This is a genomic window from Pseudomonas sp. MF6394, assembly GCF_002018845.1.
Taxonomy (GTDB): Bacteria; Pseudomonadota; Gammaproteobacteria; order Pseudomonadales; family Pseudomonadaceae; genus Aquipseudomonas; species Aquipseudomonas lactis.
Genome location: NZ_MVOJ01000024.1, coordinates 22,581 through 37,546 on the forward strand (window position 1 = coordinate 22,581; position 14,966 = coordinate 37,546).

Here is a 14,966-nt window from a genome sequence, read left to right on the forward strand (position 1 = left end):
CATTTTAATCTCCAATCAGCAGCACCTCTGGCGCTTACTTGAGGCTTGCCTCGACCTTCTGCGCCACATCGTCCGTCAACCAGGCCTTCCACACCTGTGGATGTTCCTTGAGAAACGCCTGGGCCACTTCCCTAGGGGGCGTGTGACGCTCACTCATCGTCGCCAAGGCTTTGTTAAGCGGCTCGATGGGAAACTCGACCTTCTCGAAGAACTCGGCAATGTGTGGATGTTCCTGCTGGAACGGCGTCGATACGCCAATGCTCAACTTGGACGCCAACGAGCGTGTCGGCTTCGGGTTCGGATTGTCGGCATCGGTCAGGGTCTTCCACGCGTCTGCATCAAACGGCGGCTCTTGCAGCTGGATCAATTTGTAGCGCCCCATCAACGGGGTCGGCGACCAGTAGTAGAACAGTACGGGCTTGCCCCGGCGAATCGACGAGGCAATCTCCGCATCCAGCGCTGCGCCCGACCCGCTGCGGAAGTTCACGTAGCTATCGTCCAGGCCATAAGCCTTGAGCTTCTGTTTGTTGACCACTTCGGACGTCCAGCCGATGGGACTGTTGAGAAAGCGCCCCTTGCCCGGGGATTCAGGGTCTTTGAACACGTCCTTGTAACGCGCCAGATCCTGTACGCTTTTGAGGTCCGGCGCCAGGGGTTTGAGCCCTTTTGACGGGTCACCCTTGACCACGTATTCCGGCACCCACCACCCTTCGGTGGCGCCTTTGACGATATCGCCCAGGCCCGCCACCTTGCCTTCGGCTTCAGCCTTGACCCACACCGGGCTGCGGCCTGCCCACTCCTCGCCGATCACCTGGATATCATTCTTGGCCAGGGCGGTTTCCAGGGTGATGGTGGTGCCCGGCAAGGTGTCGGTGGGCAGGTCATAACCCTTCTCGACGATAAAACGCAGGACTTCTGTGATCAGGCTGCCGCTTTCCCAGTTCAGGTCGGCAAAATGCACCGGTGCCTGGGCAGCCGATACCGGCAATGACAGACTCAGGGTTGTCAGGCCCGCCGCCAACAGTGACTTCAATCCTTTCATGCTTTTGCACCTCGCGTTTTCGCAGTCATGGCGAACGGCTTTGCTGCGAATGCGCGAAGCCTCTGAATAGTTAAGTCAACTCAACTGTAGTAGAGGTTCCAAAAGACAAAGAGGCACAACGTGTTCAGTACCTACTCGCTGGCCTTGAAGGTCACCAGCTCGCCCTTACGCCATTTGGCGGCTTTGCCCGTCACGGCCTTCAGGGTTTTGGTCAACCCTTCTTGCAATTGCTCATGGGCGGCGAATACCAGCATCACGCTGTGGCCTTCCTTGAACACGATACCCTGGCCTTCGTTCGATGACACAAAGGCATAGTCGCCGAGGCCGTACACGGTCAACTTGATATCGCGAAACCTCAATTCGAACTTGCCACCCTCGCGGCTGGGCAACACCGAGGCGCGAAAATGGTCGCCCACTTTGAGTTCCAGACGTGGCTTGTCATCCACGACCAGCGCCGTTTCGGTATCGATCTCGGCGATATAAATACCTTCCGGCGTCTGTTCAGTGATGTAGACAAACCGAGATTGAAACTGCTTGACCAACTTAGCGCGCAAATCACCCAGCACGAATAACGCGTGCATATCCAGATTACTGACTGCCAAGGAAACGCCCCCACATCAAAAAAGCGCTGGTCGCCGAAGCGAGCAGCACAAAAAAATCGCCGTTACGACACGATCACCGAGTCATTAAAAAACTGAAGAGAACGCGTAAGGCTAGTACAGACATCTGCGGCGGACCTCATGCAAGGTCATCCGGTGGTACAGCAAATCACAGGTTCAACGACCCGAGAATACAGGTCGAGCAACTTCAGAGAATAACCCGATTAAAAACGCAGTTTTCCGACACTCAACACAAAAAAAATACGCAAGGCATGGAACCAGTCGCGAACTGCCGACGACAATACTAAAACAGCAACAGGGGTCAAAACCACCGCAAATGCTAACCACAGGCCAATAAGATCGAACGACAGGAGCTGAGCATGCAACGACGTCAACACGACGCTACGTCTTTCCACACTCGTTCATCATGTCCAGACGAACGCCAATACTACTGCTTGTTTAACCTTGACGGGTACTCCAATTCAGTGCTGTACCAAGTTGTACCGGCAGGAAAGAATTTTTTTCATATTCTTGAAGTGCCCAGCGGCAGAATCAAGGGTTTTCGCAGCGATCACAACAAGGCCTGCGAACTGGCCAAGACTCTGGAAGCAAAGCTGCACGCTCGTTGCGGTCGGGTCGTTTCGTCACCTGGCTGACTTTACTGCGCCACCGTCCCTCAACAACTGCCATACTGGCCCGTCCATTGAAGTTTGCCCCCTGCGGGTCAGGTTTCATCAACGCAGTTACCTTGAAGGGAAAGCTATACGTGACGGAATTTGATATTGGCGAATTTATTATCCACGGTGATGCGAGGGAAGTAGACGGCGAGTTTCAAGCGGTCATCATCATGCGAGCCAAACCGCCGCTGAACAAGGTCACTGCGCATCAGGTGGAAAAAGACCGCTGGTTCAAAACCGCCGACGCAGCTGCCGTGGCAGGCAAAGAAGCGGCCCAGGCGCTGAAAGCCGCCGTGGATTGCGGCGCGCTCAATTCCTGACAATCGGATAGAACTCTGGCGTCCCCTACCCCTCACATGCATGACGACAATCCCGCATGGAGAACGTTATGGACACCACCACCCCAACCCTTGAAACCCTGTTCGAACAACTGGGCCTGGATTCCAGCCAGGAAGCTATCGAGCGTTTCACCGCTGAACATCGCCTGCCCGATGAGGTAAAACTCATCGACGCGCCATTCTGGAGCGAACAGCAGGCGAACTTCCTCAGGGAGCAATTGCACGTCGACGCAGAATGGGCGCCCGCCGTGGATGACCTCAATGCACTGCTGCATGAGCCTCCCCGCGTGTGATCAATGCAGGCTGTCTGACGCTTCACTGCGCAACAGCGCTTGCCAGGCAGCCTGGCATTCCTGCGCCTCATCCCGGCTGGCGAATGCCGTACCGCGCTGCTCGCCGTTGAGCAACACCACCCAGCAAGCTCGCTGGCCCATGGCACGCAGCGTTTCGGGTACACCACTGCCGATCATCACGGCCACATCGACTTTGTTTTGCATGGAGCTTCTCCGCAGCATTAGTTAGCTGGCTAACAATGTTGGCCATGCTACGGTTTTATTCCAGTTGGAAAAAGCTATCTTCGGAATAGCTTCATTGCATAAACAGCAACAATCTAGAGACCGGGGCGGCCAGCTCGAGAGCCGCCCCATTCACCGCATCAGGCTTGACGCTGGTGCTTGTCGATCTGCTCGTGGCGCTCTTGCGCTTCGATGCAGTACTTGGTGGTAGGGCTGATCAGCAGGCGCTTGAGGCCGATAGGCTCGCCGCTGTCGTCACACCAGCCAAAGGAATCTTCCTTGATGCGTTCCAGGGCGCGCTCAAGTTGCGGCAGCATGCGCTGGTCGCGGTCAATGGCGTTCACCAACCAGGTGCGCTCTTCTTCCACGGAAGCCGCGTCAGCCGGGTCGGCCGGGGTGTCCAGGCTTTCAATGGCGATACGGTTCTGCTCAATGCGCTCGTGGTGTTCCACTTTCATGTCTTGCAGCAACTTCTCGAAAAAAGCGTGCTGTTCGGCATTCATGTAGTCATCCGCCGGCATGGCCAGCAACTTTTCCTTTGTCATTGATTTCTCTATAAAAAATACGTGCATTAAGGCGAATAAGGGAGCGTTCCGCAAGGCCTGTGCAGGTCTCGGAAGGGCGCCGTCCATTTCAAGCGCCACCCGGCACTCAATTTACGAGGGGCGGCAGTCTAAGGCCGACTTGAGGGCGCAGCAACTGAAAAGACAGGCATTTTTTCCCGATCAACCCCCAAAAGCACCAGGACGGGCTTGGCGAATGGTCATCGGAGTGCGTTTATAGCAAGAAATTCAGTGTAGTGGAGCTATATAGAAGACAAACGGTTGAAAGGGCCTGGCCCCTGTAGGAGCGAGCTTGCTCGCGAAGCATTCAAGGACACCGCGTTCAATCAGATAGCCCGCGTTATCTTTGCAGCTTTCGCGAGCAAGCTCGCTCCTACAGGGGGCAGGTACTCAGCGCTTGAGCTTGCGCTTGTTGCGGTATTGGTCGATCACCACCGCCACCACAATGATCAGGCCCTTGATGATGTCCTGGATATACGCGTCCACCCCGACAAAGGTAAACCCGCTGGCCATCACCCCGAGGATCAGCGCGCCGATCACCGTGCCGGTGATGCGCCCTACTCCGCCGGCCAGGCTGGTACCGCCGATCACTGCGGCCGCAATCGCGTCCAACTCGTAGGACATGCCCATGCCGGCCTGCCCCGTCGCTGCACGTGCCGAGGCCACCACGCCGGCCAGGCCCGCCAGAAGACCGGCGATGCTATAGACGATGATCAGGTGACGCTTGACGTTAATCCCCGAAGTACGCGCCGCCTGCATATTGCCGCCGATGGCATAGGTGTACTTGCCATACTTGGTGTAACGCAGGGCAATGTGGAAGATTACCGCCACCACCAGGAAGATAATCACCGGCATCGCGCCATGGCCGATCGCTGTGTAGGAGTCCGAGAGCATGCTCACCGGCTGGCCTTCGGTGTAATAGCGTGCCAGGCCACGGGCCGAGACCATCATGCCCAGGGTTGCGATAAACGGCGGGATGCCGGTGACCGCGATAATGCTGCCGTTGATTGCCCCCGCTAAAAGCCCTACGCCCAAACCCATCGCCACCGGGATCCACACCGGCAAGTCGGTGAGGGACGGAAACACCGCCCGGGAAAAGTCGGAGGTTTGCGCCAGGCTGGCGGCGATCATCGCTGACAAGGCCAGCACCGAGCCGGACGACAAATCGATGCCCGTGGTGATGATTACCTGGGTCACACCGATGGCCAGAAGGCCGATGATCGACACCTGAAGGATCATCAGCACCAGGCGCTGGGAGTTCATCAGAAAGCTCTGGTCGCGCACGATCCAGCCGAACAATTCAAACACCAGGCCGATACCGATCAGCACCAGAAAGATACTCAGCTCGGTGGGCATGCGTCGACGGTTCTTGACCGGCGCGGTTGCCGGCTTGTTGTCTGTTATTGCGTTCATAACCCATCACCTTCTTATTCTGTAGATCAGTGGACTGCGGTCATCCCGGAAGCCAACTGCATGACTTTTTCCTGGGTCGCCTCGGCGCGGTCCAGGGTGCCCATCAGCTCACCTTCGTGCATCACCATCACCCGATCGCTCATGCCGAGCACTTCGGGCAGTTCGGAGGAAATCATGATCACCGCCATGCCTTCGCTGGCGAGGAAGGCGATCAAGCGATAGATCTCGGCCTTGGCGCCCACGTCGATGCCGCGTGTCGGTTCATCCAGGATCAGCAAGCGTGGGTTGGTCATCAACCAACGCGCCAGCAAGGCCTTTTGCTGGTTGCCGCCGGACAAGGTGTCGATGCATTGCTCCAGCGAAGGGGTTTTCACCCGCAGCTTCTTGCACATGTCTTCACACAGGGCACGCAAGGCTTTCTGCTGGATAAAACCGTTGCCCGAATAGTGCGGCAACACCGCCATCTCCATGTTCTCCAGCACCGACAGGCAGGGGAACAGGCCGCTGAGCTTGCGGTCCTCGGTCAACAGCGCAAAGCCTTTCTCGATGGCCATATGCGGGTCGGTAATGCGCACCGCCTTGCCGTCCAGGGTAATTTGCCCGCTGGAGCTTGGGGTGATGCCAAAAATGGTTTCCGCCACGTTGGTGCGCCCGGAGCCCATCAGCCCGGCGATACCGAGGATTTCCCCGGCGTGCAGGTCGAACGATACGTCTTTGAATACGCCGTCCAGGCTCAGGTCGCGCACCGACAGCAGCAGGTCACCAATCGGCGTCTCGCGCACCGGGAACAACTGGCTCAGCTCACGCCCGACCATCATCGAGATCAGGCTGTCGCTGTTCATGCTGTCGGCCCGTTGCAAACCGATGTATTGGCCGTCACGGAACACCGCCACTTCATCGGCGATGGCGAACACTTCGTTCATCTTGTGGGTGATATAGACGATGCCTTTGCCCTGGGACTTGAGGTCGGCAATGATCGAAAACAGGTGGGCCACTTCCTTGTCGGTAATGGCCGAGGTGGGTTCATCCATGATCAGGATGTCGGAGTCATAGGACACCGCCTTGGCAATCTCGACCATCTGCCGTTCGGCAATGCTCAGGTTGCCGACCTGTTCTTCCGGGTCGAGGTTGATGCGCAGGCGCGCCAGCAACTCGGCAGTGCAGCGGTGCATTTCGCGGTGGTTGACCATGTGCAGGCTGTTGAGCTGTTCGCGGCCGATCCAGATGTTCTCGGCGATGCTCATATGGGGCATCAGGTTGAGTTCCTGGTGGATCATCGCGATCCCGGCCTTTTGCGCAGCCAGCGGCGTTTCAAAGGTGATCGGCTTGCCACGCAGGCGAATCTCGCCGGCGTCGGGCTGGTAGATGCCGGCGATGATCTTCATCAACGTCGACTTGCCCGCACCGTTCTCGCCCATCAACGCCAGCACGGTGCCGGGGCGCACCCGCAGTTGCACATCGTCCAGGGCCACGACACCGGGAAAGCCTTTGCTGATGTTGAGGATTTCCAGCAGGTAGGGTTCGTCCAGCGCCAGCGCCGGGTGGGCGGCGGGCTGAGAAGTGGCGGCTTGAGCAAGCATAGGGAGGTACTCCATCTGCAGGGCGGCCGTGACCGCCCTGCCAGCTTTTGTTGTTATGTCGGGGCTACTTGAAGTCTTTGACGTTGTCCGGGGTGATCAACTGGAACGGGATCACCACGTTCTGCTCGACCGGCTCGTTCTTGGCCATCTTGCGCGCCGCTTCCACCGAACCTACCGCCTGGCCCTTGGCGTCCTGGAAGGCTGACACGGTCATGTCGCCCTTGGTGATCGCGTTCAAGCCATCGGGCGTGCCGTCGACACCGGCAATCAACACGCTGCCTTTTTCCTTGCCGGCCGATCTCAGGGCCATGGACGCGCCGATCGCCATCTCATCGTTGTTGGCCAGCACCGCATTGAACTCCCGGCCCTGGGTCAGCCAGTCGTTGACCAGGGTCATGCCCCTGTCACGCAACCAAATGCCGGTTTGCTCCTGCTCGATCTTGATGTCCGGGTACTTGGCCAGCACTTCCTTCACGCCCTTGGTGCGGTTGGTGGTGGAGTTGTTCGCCAGGTCGCCCAACAGGATCACGACCTTGCCCTTGCCGCCGAGCTTTTCGGCGATGTACTGCATCTGCAGGCGGCCGGCCTCGACGTCATCGGAGGTCACGGCCACCACGTCCTTGGGCAGGTCTTTCTGGTCGGGGCGGCGGTTGACGAACACCAGCGGAATACCTGCCTTGGTGGCGGCACTGATGATGTTCTTGGTCGACGCGGTATCAACCGGGTTGACGATAATCGCGTCAACCTTCTGGCTGATGAAGTTCTCGACCTGGCTCAACTGCTTGACCACATCGGCGCGGGCATCTTCGAACTGCAGTTGCACGCCATCGCCTTTTGGATAGGACTTGGCTTGTTTGTCCATGTCCTCGCGCAGGTAGGTGAGGAAGGTGTCATCGAACGCGGACATCGTCACGCCCACCTTGAGATCGGCGGCGCCGGCAACGCCACTGGCCAGCAGCATGGACAGGGCCAGGGCGGTAAAACGGATCGGGGTCTTCATGAACGGTCTGTCTCCACTTTCTTGTTGGTTTTGTTCGACGTTGCGTTGATCAGGACTCGGCTGTCAGTCGCACCACCGGCGCGCCTGGAATGCAGCACACCAGCGCACCCTGGTTTTCGACGCACAGCACATTCAGGAAGGAGAAGTAGAACGGCCGGGCGCGGGGCAGTCCGCGTGGCGCTTGGAGGGGGCGTAAAACTCGCAGTACAGCGTTGAAGATTTTCATCTGACGGTACCTGGTTGTTTTTGATCTTGTTTTTGTTGAGTCGCCCGTAGGTTCCGGGACGTACTTTATGCAACCTGGAAAAGACTTTATTAGAAAATAATTTCCATATCAACCTGTTTTAGAATTTTATTCTATTTTTGTCGAAACCACCTGCTGGCGCTCGGCGCTCAGGCGTGCGGCGTCTAATATACGGGTGGTTTCCAGGGCGTCATAGGCGTTGACGGGCAGCGGCCCCTGCCCCATCACGGCGGCTTGCAACTGGCGGTAGAACTGGTTCCAGCAGCCCTTCTCCGACGGCACCCGCTCACGCTCCGGCCCTTGTTCAAACCAGCCCCAGCGTCGGTGTTCCTCAGCGCCCCAGTGTTCGCCTTCGGTTTTCGGCGACTTGCCGGCCAGCAGCGCTTCTTCCTGGCCGTCCAGGCCCTCGACGGTGTAGCAACCCAGGCTGCCACTGACGCGAAAGCGCGGCGCCTGGCTGTTCTGCAACGCGTTGCCCCACAGGTGCGAAATCACGCCGTTGGCGTGGGTGAGGGAGACAAAGAAGCCGTGGTCCACGGTGGGATGTTCAGGCGTGTAGTGCAATTGGGCGAATACCCGCTCCACCGGGCCGAACAGTTGCAGCGCCTGGTCGACCAGGTGGCTGCCCAGGTCGCGCAGCCATCCGCCACCGCTGGCATTGCCCACGGCCTGCGGGCTGTAGCGCTCCACGCGGGATTCAAAGCGGGTGATGGTGCCTAGGGCGCCGGCGTCGATCAGTTTGCGCAGGGTCAGGTAATCCGAATCCCAGCGCCGATTATGGTAGACGCTGAGCAGCGAGCCTTGGCGCTCGGCGGCGGTGATCAGGGCCTGGGCTTGTTCGGCGTTGGCGGCAAAGGGTTTATCACTGACCACCGCCACACCATGCTCGATGGCTTCCAGCACCAGGGCCGGGCGTCCTTTCAAGGTAGTGGAAATCACTAGGGCATCGACGCCGGCTTCGACGATCTGGCCGATGGAGTCGAAGGCTTTGACACCGGGAAGATCAGTACTCAATTGCTGGCGACGTTCGGGTGAACGCGTCACCACACCGACAAAGGTGGCGCCAGGCAGGGTGGCGATCAGCGGCGCATGAAAAAAGCGCCCACCGTGGCCGTAGCCCACTAGTCCGATTCGCATGCTCAACTCCTTATATGAAGTGCAATCCATTCCAAATGTGGGAGCGGGCTTGCTCGCGAATGCGGTGTATCAGCTAAGGCATTTGTATCTGATAGACCGCATTCGCGAGCAAGCCCGCTCCCACACAGACTGCATTCCAATGTTGGATAGTGGTTAGCCGTAGAAGCGCGGGCGATCCGGCAGGCTGACTTTCACAATCTGCCCACTGCCCTGGGCTTCAATACACGCATCCGCCGCCACCGCCGCCGCAAACCCATCCCAGGCCGACGGCCCGCCGACTTGCCCGGCCAGCACGCTGTCGATAAACGCCTGCAACTCCACGTCATAGGCACCGATAAACCGATCCTTCCAATCCATCAGGATCGCATTGGACAGCTTCGCCTCGCTGCGCAGTTGCACCTGGGACGGCTCGGGCAACTTGGCGATGCCGCTCTCCCCTACCACTTCGCACTGGATGTCGTAGCCGTATTGGCAGTTCACAAACACTTCCACGTCGATACGCGTGCCTTTGGCGGTTTCCAGCAGCACGATCTGCGGGTCACGCAGGTGCGCCAGCGCCTTGCTGGTCTTGCGCGGGAACACCACCTGCACGGACACGTAGTCGTCATTAAGCAGCCAACGCAGCACGTCCAGCTCATGGATCAAGGTGTCGGTGATCGCCATGCCGGTGTTGTAGTTCTCGCCCACCGTGGGGTTGCGGTGCGCGCAGTGCAGCATCAACGGCTCGCCAATCTGGCCGCTGTCGATCACCGCCTTGAGGGCGCGGTAGCCTTGGTCGTACGGGCGCATGAAACCCACCTGGACCAGGCGTTTGCCGTGGGCCACTTCGGCCTCGACAATGTTGCGGCAACCCTCGGCCGTCACCGCCAGGGGTTTCTCACAGAACACCGGTTTGCCGGCGGCAATCGCGGCCAGCACAAATTCTTCATGGCTCGGCCCCCAGGACGTCACCAGTACCGCTTCGACCTCTGGCGCGTTGATCAGCGCATGGCCGTCCGGGTACACCTCGGCGTCCAGCTTCAAGTCGGCAACGACTTGGGCGGCTTGCTCAAGGTTGATATCGGTGACGGCCACCACCTGGCTGTTGAGCAGGGCCTGGCTGCAACGACGAATATGGTCCCGGCCGATGGCGCCCGTACCGATCACTCCAAGCTTCAAAGACATACAAACACTCCTCTTGTTGTTAGTACTGCCGGGCCTTGGCCAGGTGTTCATTGAGTTTTTTTGCCGCTGCATTCGTGCGTTCACTGGTGGACACTTGCGCCACCCCCACCCGCCACCACGACAGGTAGCCGTGGACCATGGTCTTGGGCAGCACCTTGATATCGATCAGCGTGGAGACGGTTTGCGTGCGGGCATCGGCCAACGCCGCTTCCAGCTGTTCCAACGTGCTGACCTTATAGGTCTTGCAGCCATAGGCCGCCGCACTCATGGCGAAATTCACCGGCACCAGGCCACCGTCGAGCTTGCCGCTCTCGGGGTTGCGGTAGCGGAACTCGGTGCCGAAGCTGTCCATGCCATTGCCGATCTGCAGGTTGTTGATGCAACCGAACGCCATGTTGTCCAACAGCACCACGTTGATCTTGCGCCGCTCCTGAATCGAGGTGGCCAGCTCCGAGTGCAGCATCATGTAGGAGCCATCGCCAACCAGGGCGTACACCTCCTTGCCTGGCTCGGCCAGCTTCACGCCCAGGGCGGCGTTGATCTCGTAGCCCATGCATGAGTAGCCATACTCGACGTGGTAGGTGTTGACGCCCTTGCTGCGCCAGGCGCGCTGCAAATCGCCGGGCAGGCTGCCGGCGGCGGCCACGATGATTGCGTCATCGGCCAGGCGCGCATTGAGCACGCCGAGCACCGCGCTTTGGGTCAGGCACGAACCGGTCAGTTCGATGAATTCGCGCAGGACGGCACGGTCCAGGTGGTCGTCGACTTCGGGGACGAACTCATCACCCAGGTATTGCACCTGATGCACGCGGTCCACTTCGGCGTCGAGTTGCGCCTTGGCGTCGGCGATCTGCTCGCCCCAGCCCGAGCGGTAATCGCCCAGGGCAGTGGCCAGTGCTTCAAGGGCCACTTTTGCATCGGCCAGCATTTGCACACCGTCCAGTTTCAAGGCGTCGGCTGGGCTGATATTGAGGTTGAGAAACTTCACCTCGGGGTGCTTGAACAGCGATTTTGACGAGGTGGTGAAGTCGGTATAACGGGTGCCGATGCCAATGATCAAATCGGCCTCGGGCGCCAGCAGGTTGGCCGCCAGGCAGCCGGTTTCGCCGATGCCGCCGACGTTCAGCGCATGGCTGGACACCACGGCGCTCTTGCCCGCCTGGGTTTCCGCGAAGGGAATATCGAACCGCTCGGCAAAGGCTTGCAGTGCCTGGTTGGCGCCGGAGTACTTGACCCCGCCGCCGCAAATGATCAGCGGCTTGCGCTTGCCGCGAAACGCCGCCAGCGCGTCATCGAGCATGGCGCGGGTGGCCGGGCGTCGGTCGATGCGGTGCACGCGTTTTTGCAGGAAGTAGTCGGGGTAGTCCCAGGCTTCGGCTTGTACATCCTGGGGCAAGGCCAGTGTTACCGCACCGGTTTCGGCCGGGTCGGTCAGCACGCGCATCGCGTGTATCGCCGCGGTCATCAGTTGCTCGGGGCGGTTGATGCGGTCCCAGTACTTGCTCACGGAACGGAAGGCGTCGTTGGTGCTGATGCTCAGGTCGTGGAACTGCTCGATCTGCTGCAACACCGGGTCGGGCTGGCGGCTGGCATACACATCGCCGGGCAGCAACAGCAACGGGATGCGGTTGGCGGTGGCAGTGGCTGCGGCGGTGAGCATATTGGCCGCACCCGGCCCGACCGAGGCCGTGCATGCATAGATCTTGCGGCGAAGGTGTTGCTTGGCAAACCCGATGGCGGCATGAGCCATGCCTTGCTCATTGCGGCCCTGATGCACCACCAGGTCGCCGCTGTCCTGCTCGAGGGCCTGGCCAAGGCCCAACACATTGCCATGCCCGAAAATAGTGAATACCCCGGCGACAAACTTGCTCTGTACGCCGTCGACTTCGATGTATTGGTTATCCAGGAACTTCACCAGGGCCTGGGCCATGGTCAATCTTGTTGTGGTCATCACTTGCACCTTGTGTGAATGCAATTGGAATGTTCTACACCGATCCACTGTGGGAGCTGGCTTGCCTGCGATAGCGGTCTATCAGTTGCACAGGTATTGCCTGACACACCGCTATCGCAGGCAAGCCAGCTCCCACATTTTGATCGCGTTATGGCAGGGGCTTTTGCAAATACGCCATGCTGCTGCCCAACGCCTGCCGGATATCCGCCAACCCATGCACGCTTTCGGCAAACGGCTCGAACGACAAATAGCCGCTGTAGCCGGTGCTCAGCAAGGTCTCGATCTGCGCCGCATTGCCGAGGATATCGTCCTCGCCCACCAACACGCGGTGGCCGTCGCGGATCGAGTCGAGCGGCGCCTCGCGGTCTTCCACTCCGGAGATATGCACCAGGCCGGTCAGTTCCGGGAAAAACTCATGCTCGCCGGCCAGGTGATGGTGAAAGGTGTCGTGCACCACCCGGAATACATCCAGGCCACCGATGGCCTTGATGGCATCCACTGCCACGCGCTTGCGGCGCAGAGCGGATACCGTGAAGCCCAGGGGCTCGATGAAACCGAGAATCCCGTACTCGCGCAGGATCAACGCCAGCTCGCTCAACGCCGTGCGCAAACCGGCGGCGCGCTGCGCATCGTTGCGCGTATCGCCAGGCTGATTGAACGGGCACATCACCAAGCCTTGGGCGCCGCACTCACGGGCGTAGGTGGCCAGTTCGATTGCCTGGGCACGGCGTTCGTCGTTCCACACATCAAAGGGGTACAGCGCGTTGATCGACAGCACCTTGATGCCCTGCGCCGCGCACAACTCGCGCACGCGGCTGGCGGGTGTGCCGTATTCGATTTCGCGGTTCTTGAGGTCGTTGCGGATCTCAATGGCCTCGCAGTTGAGGGCCGCCGCCAACTGGATGAAATCCGGCAACGACAGGTGGGGGGCGACCATGCGGTTAAGGGCAAAACGTAGCGGCGACTTCATTGTTTTTGTTCTCCGTCCAACACCGTTTAGAGGTCCAGCAGCCAGCTGTGCTGCGGGTCGTTATGGAAATGCCAGGCGCGCTTGGGGCCGGCCATCACGTTCAGGTAATAAGACTCGTAGCCGTACGGCACGCTGACCGGGTGATAGCCCTTGGGCACCACCACCAGGTCGCTGTTTTCCACGGCCATGGCCTGGTCGATGCTGCGATCGTCGGTGTACACGCGCTGGAATACAAAGCCCTGGGGCGGGTTGATCTGGTGGTAGTAGGTCTCTTCCAGGAAGCTCTGGTGCGGCAGGTCGTCGGTGTCGTGCTTGTGCGGTGGGTAGCTGGAGGAATGCCCCGACGGCGTGCGCACTTCCACCACCAGCAGCGAATGGGCCGGCTCGCTGTCGGGCAGGATGTCGCACACGTAACGGGTATTGGCGCCCTTGCCGCGCACACTGCGTTTGCACTGTTCCGGACGGATCAGGCGCGGAGCGAAACCCTCGGCGCCCGGGGCGGCGCAGACAGCGATCTGCACATCGCTCAAGGCGCTGATCTGCGCATCGGTGCCCGGCGGCAGGTAGGCGGCGAACGGCGATTTGTCATCGAACACCGACTGGCGATCACCGAGGTTCTGCCAACTGAAGCCCTGGCCTTCGATCGTCACCCGACCGCTGAGCAACACTAGGCACAGCTCCTGATCACCTGCGCTGACCGGCAGGGTTTCGCCCAGGCTCAAACGGTAGGCGGCAAAGCCCACATACTCCAGGCGCCCCGCTTCCAGCGCCACCATGGTTTGCCCGCGTTTGCTGCTTTTGACCAACAAGCTCATCACTCAAGTCCTCTGGTTGAGAAGCGCACGCAGGGTGTCGTAACCCTTCTTGGCGTAGATATAGCTGGGCGCCACGGCCGGGTCCTGCTCGGCCTCTACCACCAGCCAGCCCTCGTAGTTCGCTGCAAGCAACACATCCAGCAACGGTGCGAAGTCGATATCTCCATCGCCGGGCACGGTAAAGGTGCCGTTGACGATGCAGTCCGGGAAGCTCCACATCTGGTTACGCGCCAGTTGCACCACGGGTTTGCGTACGTCCTTGAAATGCACATGGCAGACGCGGTCGATATGCTTGCGCAGCACCTCGAGGGGTTCACCGCCGCCCATGTAGCAGTGGCCCGAATCGAACAGCAAGCCGACTTCCGGGCCCGTGCGTTTCATCAACTGGTCGATGTCGTCGGGGGATTCGACGTAGGCGCCCATATGGTGGTGGTAGGCCAGACGCACGCCCTGGGACAAGGTGAAGCGCGCCAGTTCAGTGAGCTTGTCGGCGTAAGCCTGCCAGGCCTGTTCACTGTGAAAACGCGGGCGCTCGATCAGGCGGATGCGCGAGCCCTGGATCGAGTCGGCCACTTCGCCGTATACCAGCACCGAGGCGCCGTTGTGTTTGAGCAGTTCGACATGGCCGGCAATGGCCTCGATTTCTTCAGCCACCGAACGGCGGGCCAGGCGGCTGGAGTACCAACCGGACACCAGCGCCAGGTCATAGGGGCGCAACACGTCAGCGACGCCCTGGGCATCCTTGGGGAACTTGCCGTTGAGTTCAAAACCTTCGTAGCCGATGTCCTTGCCTTCGCTCAGGGCCGTGCTCAGCGGGGTCTCACCGCCGAGGGCCGGGAGGTCGTCGTTGCTCCAGGAGATCGGGTTGATGCCAATTCGGATTGCGGGCATGGCTGCACCTTTATTATTCAAGTCGCGTCTCAACTGTAGGAGCGAGCTTGCTCGCGAAAAACGCAAG

The 14,966-nt window shown here is 59.7% G+C and carries 17 protein-coding genes; 3 read left to right on the top strand and 14 right to left on the bottom strand.

Going from position 1 to position 14,966, the window contains the following annotated elements; all coding sequences use genetic code 11:
• Window positions 1-34: 34 nt before the first annotated feature.
• Window positions 35-1,042, bottom strand: a complete 1,008-nt coding sequence (locus MF6394_RS22045; protein ID WP_044274079.1) for an ABC transporter substrate-binding protein — start codon at window positions 1,040-1,042, stop codon at window positions 35-37.
• Window positions 1,043-1,173: 131 nt separating this feature from the next.
• Entirely contained in the window at window positions 1,174-1,623 is a 450-nt protein-coding gene (locus MF6394_RS22050) for a hypothetical protein (RefSeq protein ID WP_044274081.1), read from the bottom strand.
• A 398-nt stretch (window positions 1,624-2,021) separates the two neighbouring features.
• Here MF6394_RS22050 and MF6394_RS34240 point away from each other — a divergent pair, with 398 nt between their 5' ends.
• The 3 genes from MF6394_RS34240 to MF6394_RS22065 all read left to right on the top strand — a co-directional run bounded on the left by MF6394_RS34240 (window position 2,022) and on the right by MF6394_RS22065 (window position 2,949).
• A complete protein-coding gene (locus MF6394_RS34240; protein ID WP_078467545.1) occupies window positions 2,022-2,297 on the top strand; it encodes a hypothetical protein in 276 nt (91 codons plus the stop codon).
• A 110-nt stretch (window positions 2,298-2,407) separates the two neighbouring features.
• Entirely contained in the window at window positions 2,408-2,638 is a 231-nt protein-coding gene (locus tag MF6394_RS22060; RefSeq protein WP_003191661.1) for a hypothetical protein, read from the top strand.
• Window positions 2,639-2,706: 68 nt separating this feature from the next.
• On the top strand, window positions 2,707-2,949 hold the full coding sequence (locus MF6394_RS22065) for a DUF2789 domain-containing protein (protein WP_044274083.1): 243 nt from the start codon (window positions 2,707-2,709) through the stop codon (window positions 2,947-2,949).
• Here MF6394_RS22065 and MF6394_RS22070 read toward each other — a convergent pair whose 3' ends face one another.
• From MF6394_RS22070 to iolE, 12 genes are all read right to left on the bottom strand, one after another.
• Window positions 2,950-3,153 carry a hypothetical protein gene (locus MF6394_RS22070; RefSeq protein WP_032897012.1) on the bottom strand — a complete coding sequence of 68 codons (204 nt, stop codon included), beginning with the start codon at window positions 3,151-3,153 and terminating at the stop codon, window positions 2,950-2,952.
• A 158-nt stretch (window positions 3,154-3,311) separates the two neighbouring features.
• A complete protein-coding gene (locus MF6394_RS22075) occupies window positions 3,312-3,716 on the bottom strand; it encodes a TraR/DksA family transcriptional regulator (protein WP_003191666.1) in 405 nt (134 codons plus the stop codon).
• A 408-nt stretch (window positions 3,717-4,124) separates the two neighbouring features.
• Entirely contained in the window at window positions 4,125-5,147 is a 1,023-nt protein-coding gene (locus MF6394_RS22080; RefSeq protein ID WP_003191668.1) for an ABC transporter permease, read from the bottom strand.
• 26 nt (window positions 5,148-5,173) lie between these two features.
• Window positions 5,174-6,727 (bottom strand): sugar ABC transporter ATP-binding protein, encoded by a 1,554-nt coding sequence (locus tag MF6394_RS22085; protein ID WP_032897009.1) that lies wholly within the window; start codon window positions 6,725-6,727, stop codon window positions 5,174-5,176.
• A 64-nt stretch (window positions 6,728-6,791) separates the two neighbouring features.
• On the bottom strand, window positions 6,792-7,727 hold the full coding sequence (locus MF6394_RS22090) for a sugar ABC transporter substrate-binding protein (protein ID WP_003191671.1): 936 nt from the start codon (window positions 7,725-7,727) through the stop codon (window positions 6,792-6,794).
• 49 nt (window positions 7,728-7,776) lie between these two features.
• A complete protein-coding gene (locus tag MF6394_RS34330; protein ID WP_003191673.1) occupies window positions 7,777-7,953 on the bottom strand; it encodes a hypothetical protein in 177 nt (58 codons plus the stop codon).
• 126 nt (window positions 7,954-8,079) lie between these two features.
• Window positions 8,080-9,108, bottom strand: coding sequence for a Gfo/Idh/MocA family protein (locus MF6394_RS22095; protein WP_078467546.1), 1,029 nt, complete (start codon window positions 9,106-9,108; stop codon window positions 8,080-8,082).
• Window positions 9,109-9,261: 153 nt separating this feature from the next.
• Entirely contained in the window at window positions 9,262-10,272 is a 1,011-nt protein-coding gene (locus tag MF6394_RS22100) for a Gfo/Idh/MocA family protein (RefSeq protein ID WP_069558264.1), read from the bottom strand.
• 19 nt (window positions 10,273-10,291) lie between these two features.
• Window positions 10,292-12,223 carry a 3D-(3,5/4)-trihydroxycyclohexane-1,2-dione acylhydrolase (decyclizing) gene (gene iolD / locus MF6394_RS22105; protein WP_069558265.1) on the bottom strand — a complete coding sequence of 644 codons (1,932 nt, stop codon included), beginning with the start codon at window positions 12,221-12,223 and terminating at the stop codon, window positions 10,292-10,294.
• Window positions 12,224-12,371: 148 nt separating this feature from the next.
• Window positions 12,372-13,193, bottom strand: a complete 822-nt coding sequence (locus MF6394_RS22110) for a TIM barrel protein (protein ID WP_047711016.1) — start codon at window positions 13,191-13,193, stop codon at window positions 12,372-12,374.
• A 26-nt stretch (window positions 13,194-13,219) separates the two neighbouring features.
• Window positions 13,220-14,008 (bottom strand): 5-deoxy-glucuronate isomerase, encoded by a 789-nt coding sequence (gene iolB / locus MF6394_RS22115; RefSeq protein WP_078467547.1) that lies wholly within the window; start codon window positions 14,006-14,008, stop codon window positions 13,220-13,222.
• 3 nt (window positions 14,009-14,011) lie between these two features.
• Window positions 14,012-14,899 carry a myo-inosose-2 dehydratase gene (gene iolE / locus MF6394_RS22120; protein WP_078467548.1) on the bottom strand — a complete coding sequence of 296 codons (888 nt, stop codon included), beginning with the start codon at window positions 14,897-14,899 and terminating at the stop codon, window positions 14,012-14,014.
• Between the last annotated feature and the right edge of the window lie 67 nt (window positions 14,900-14,966).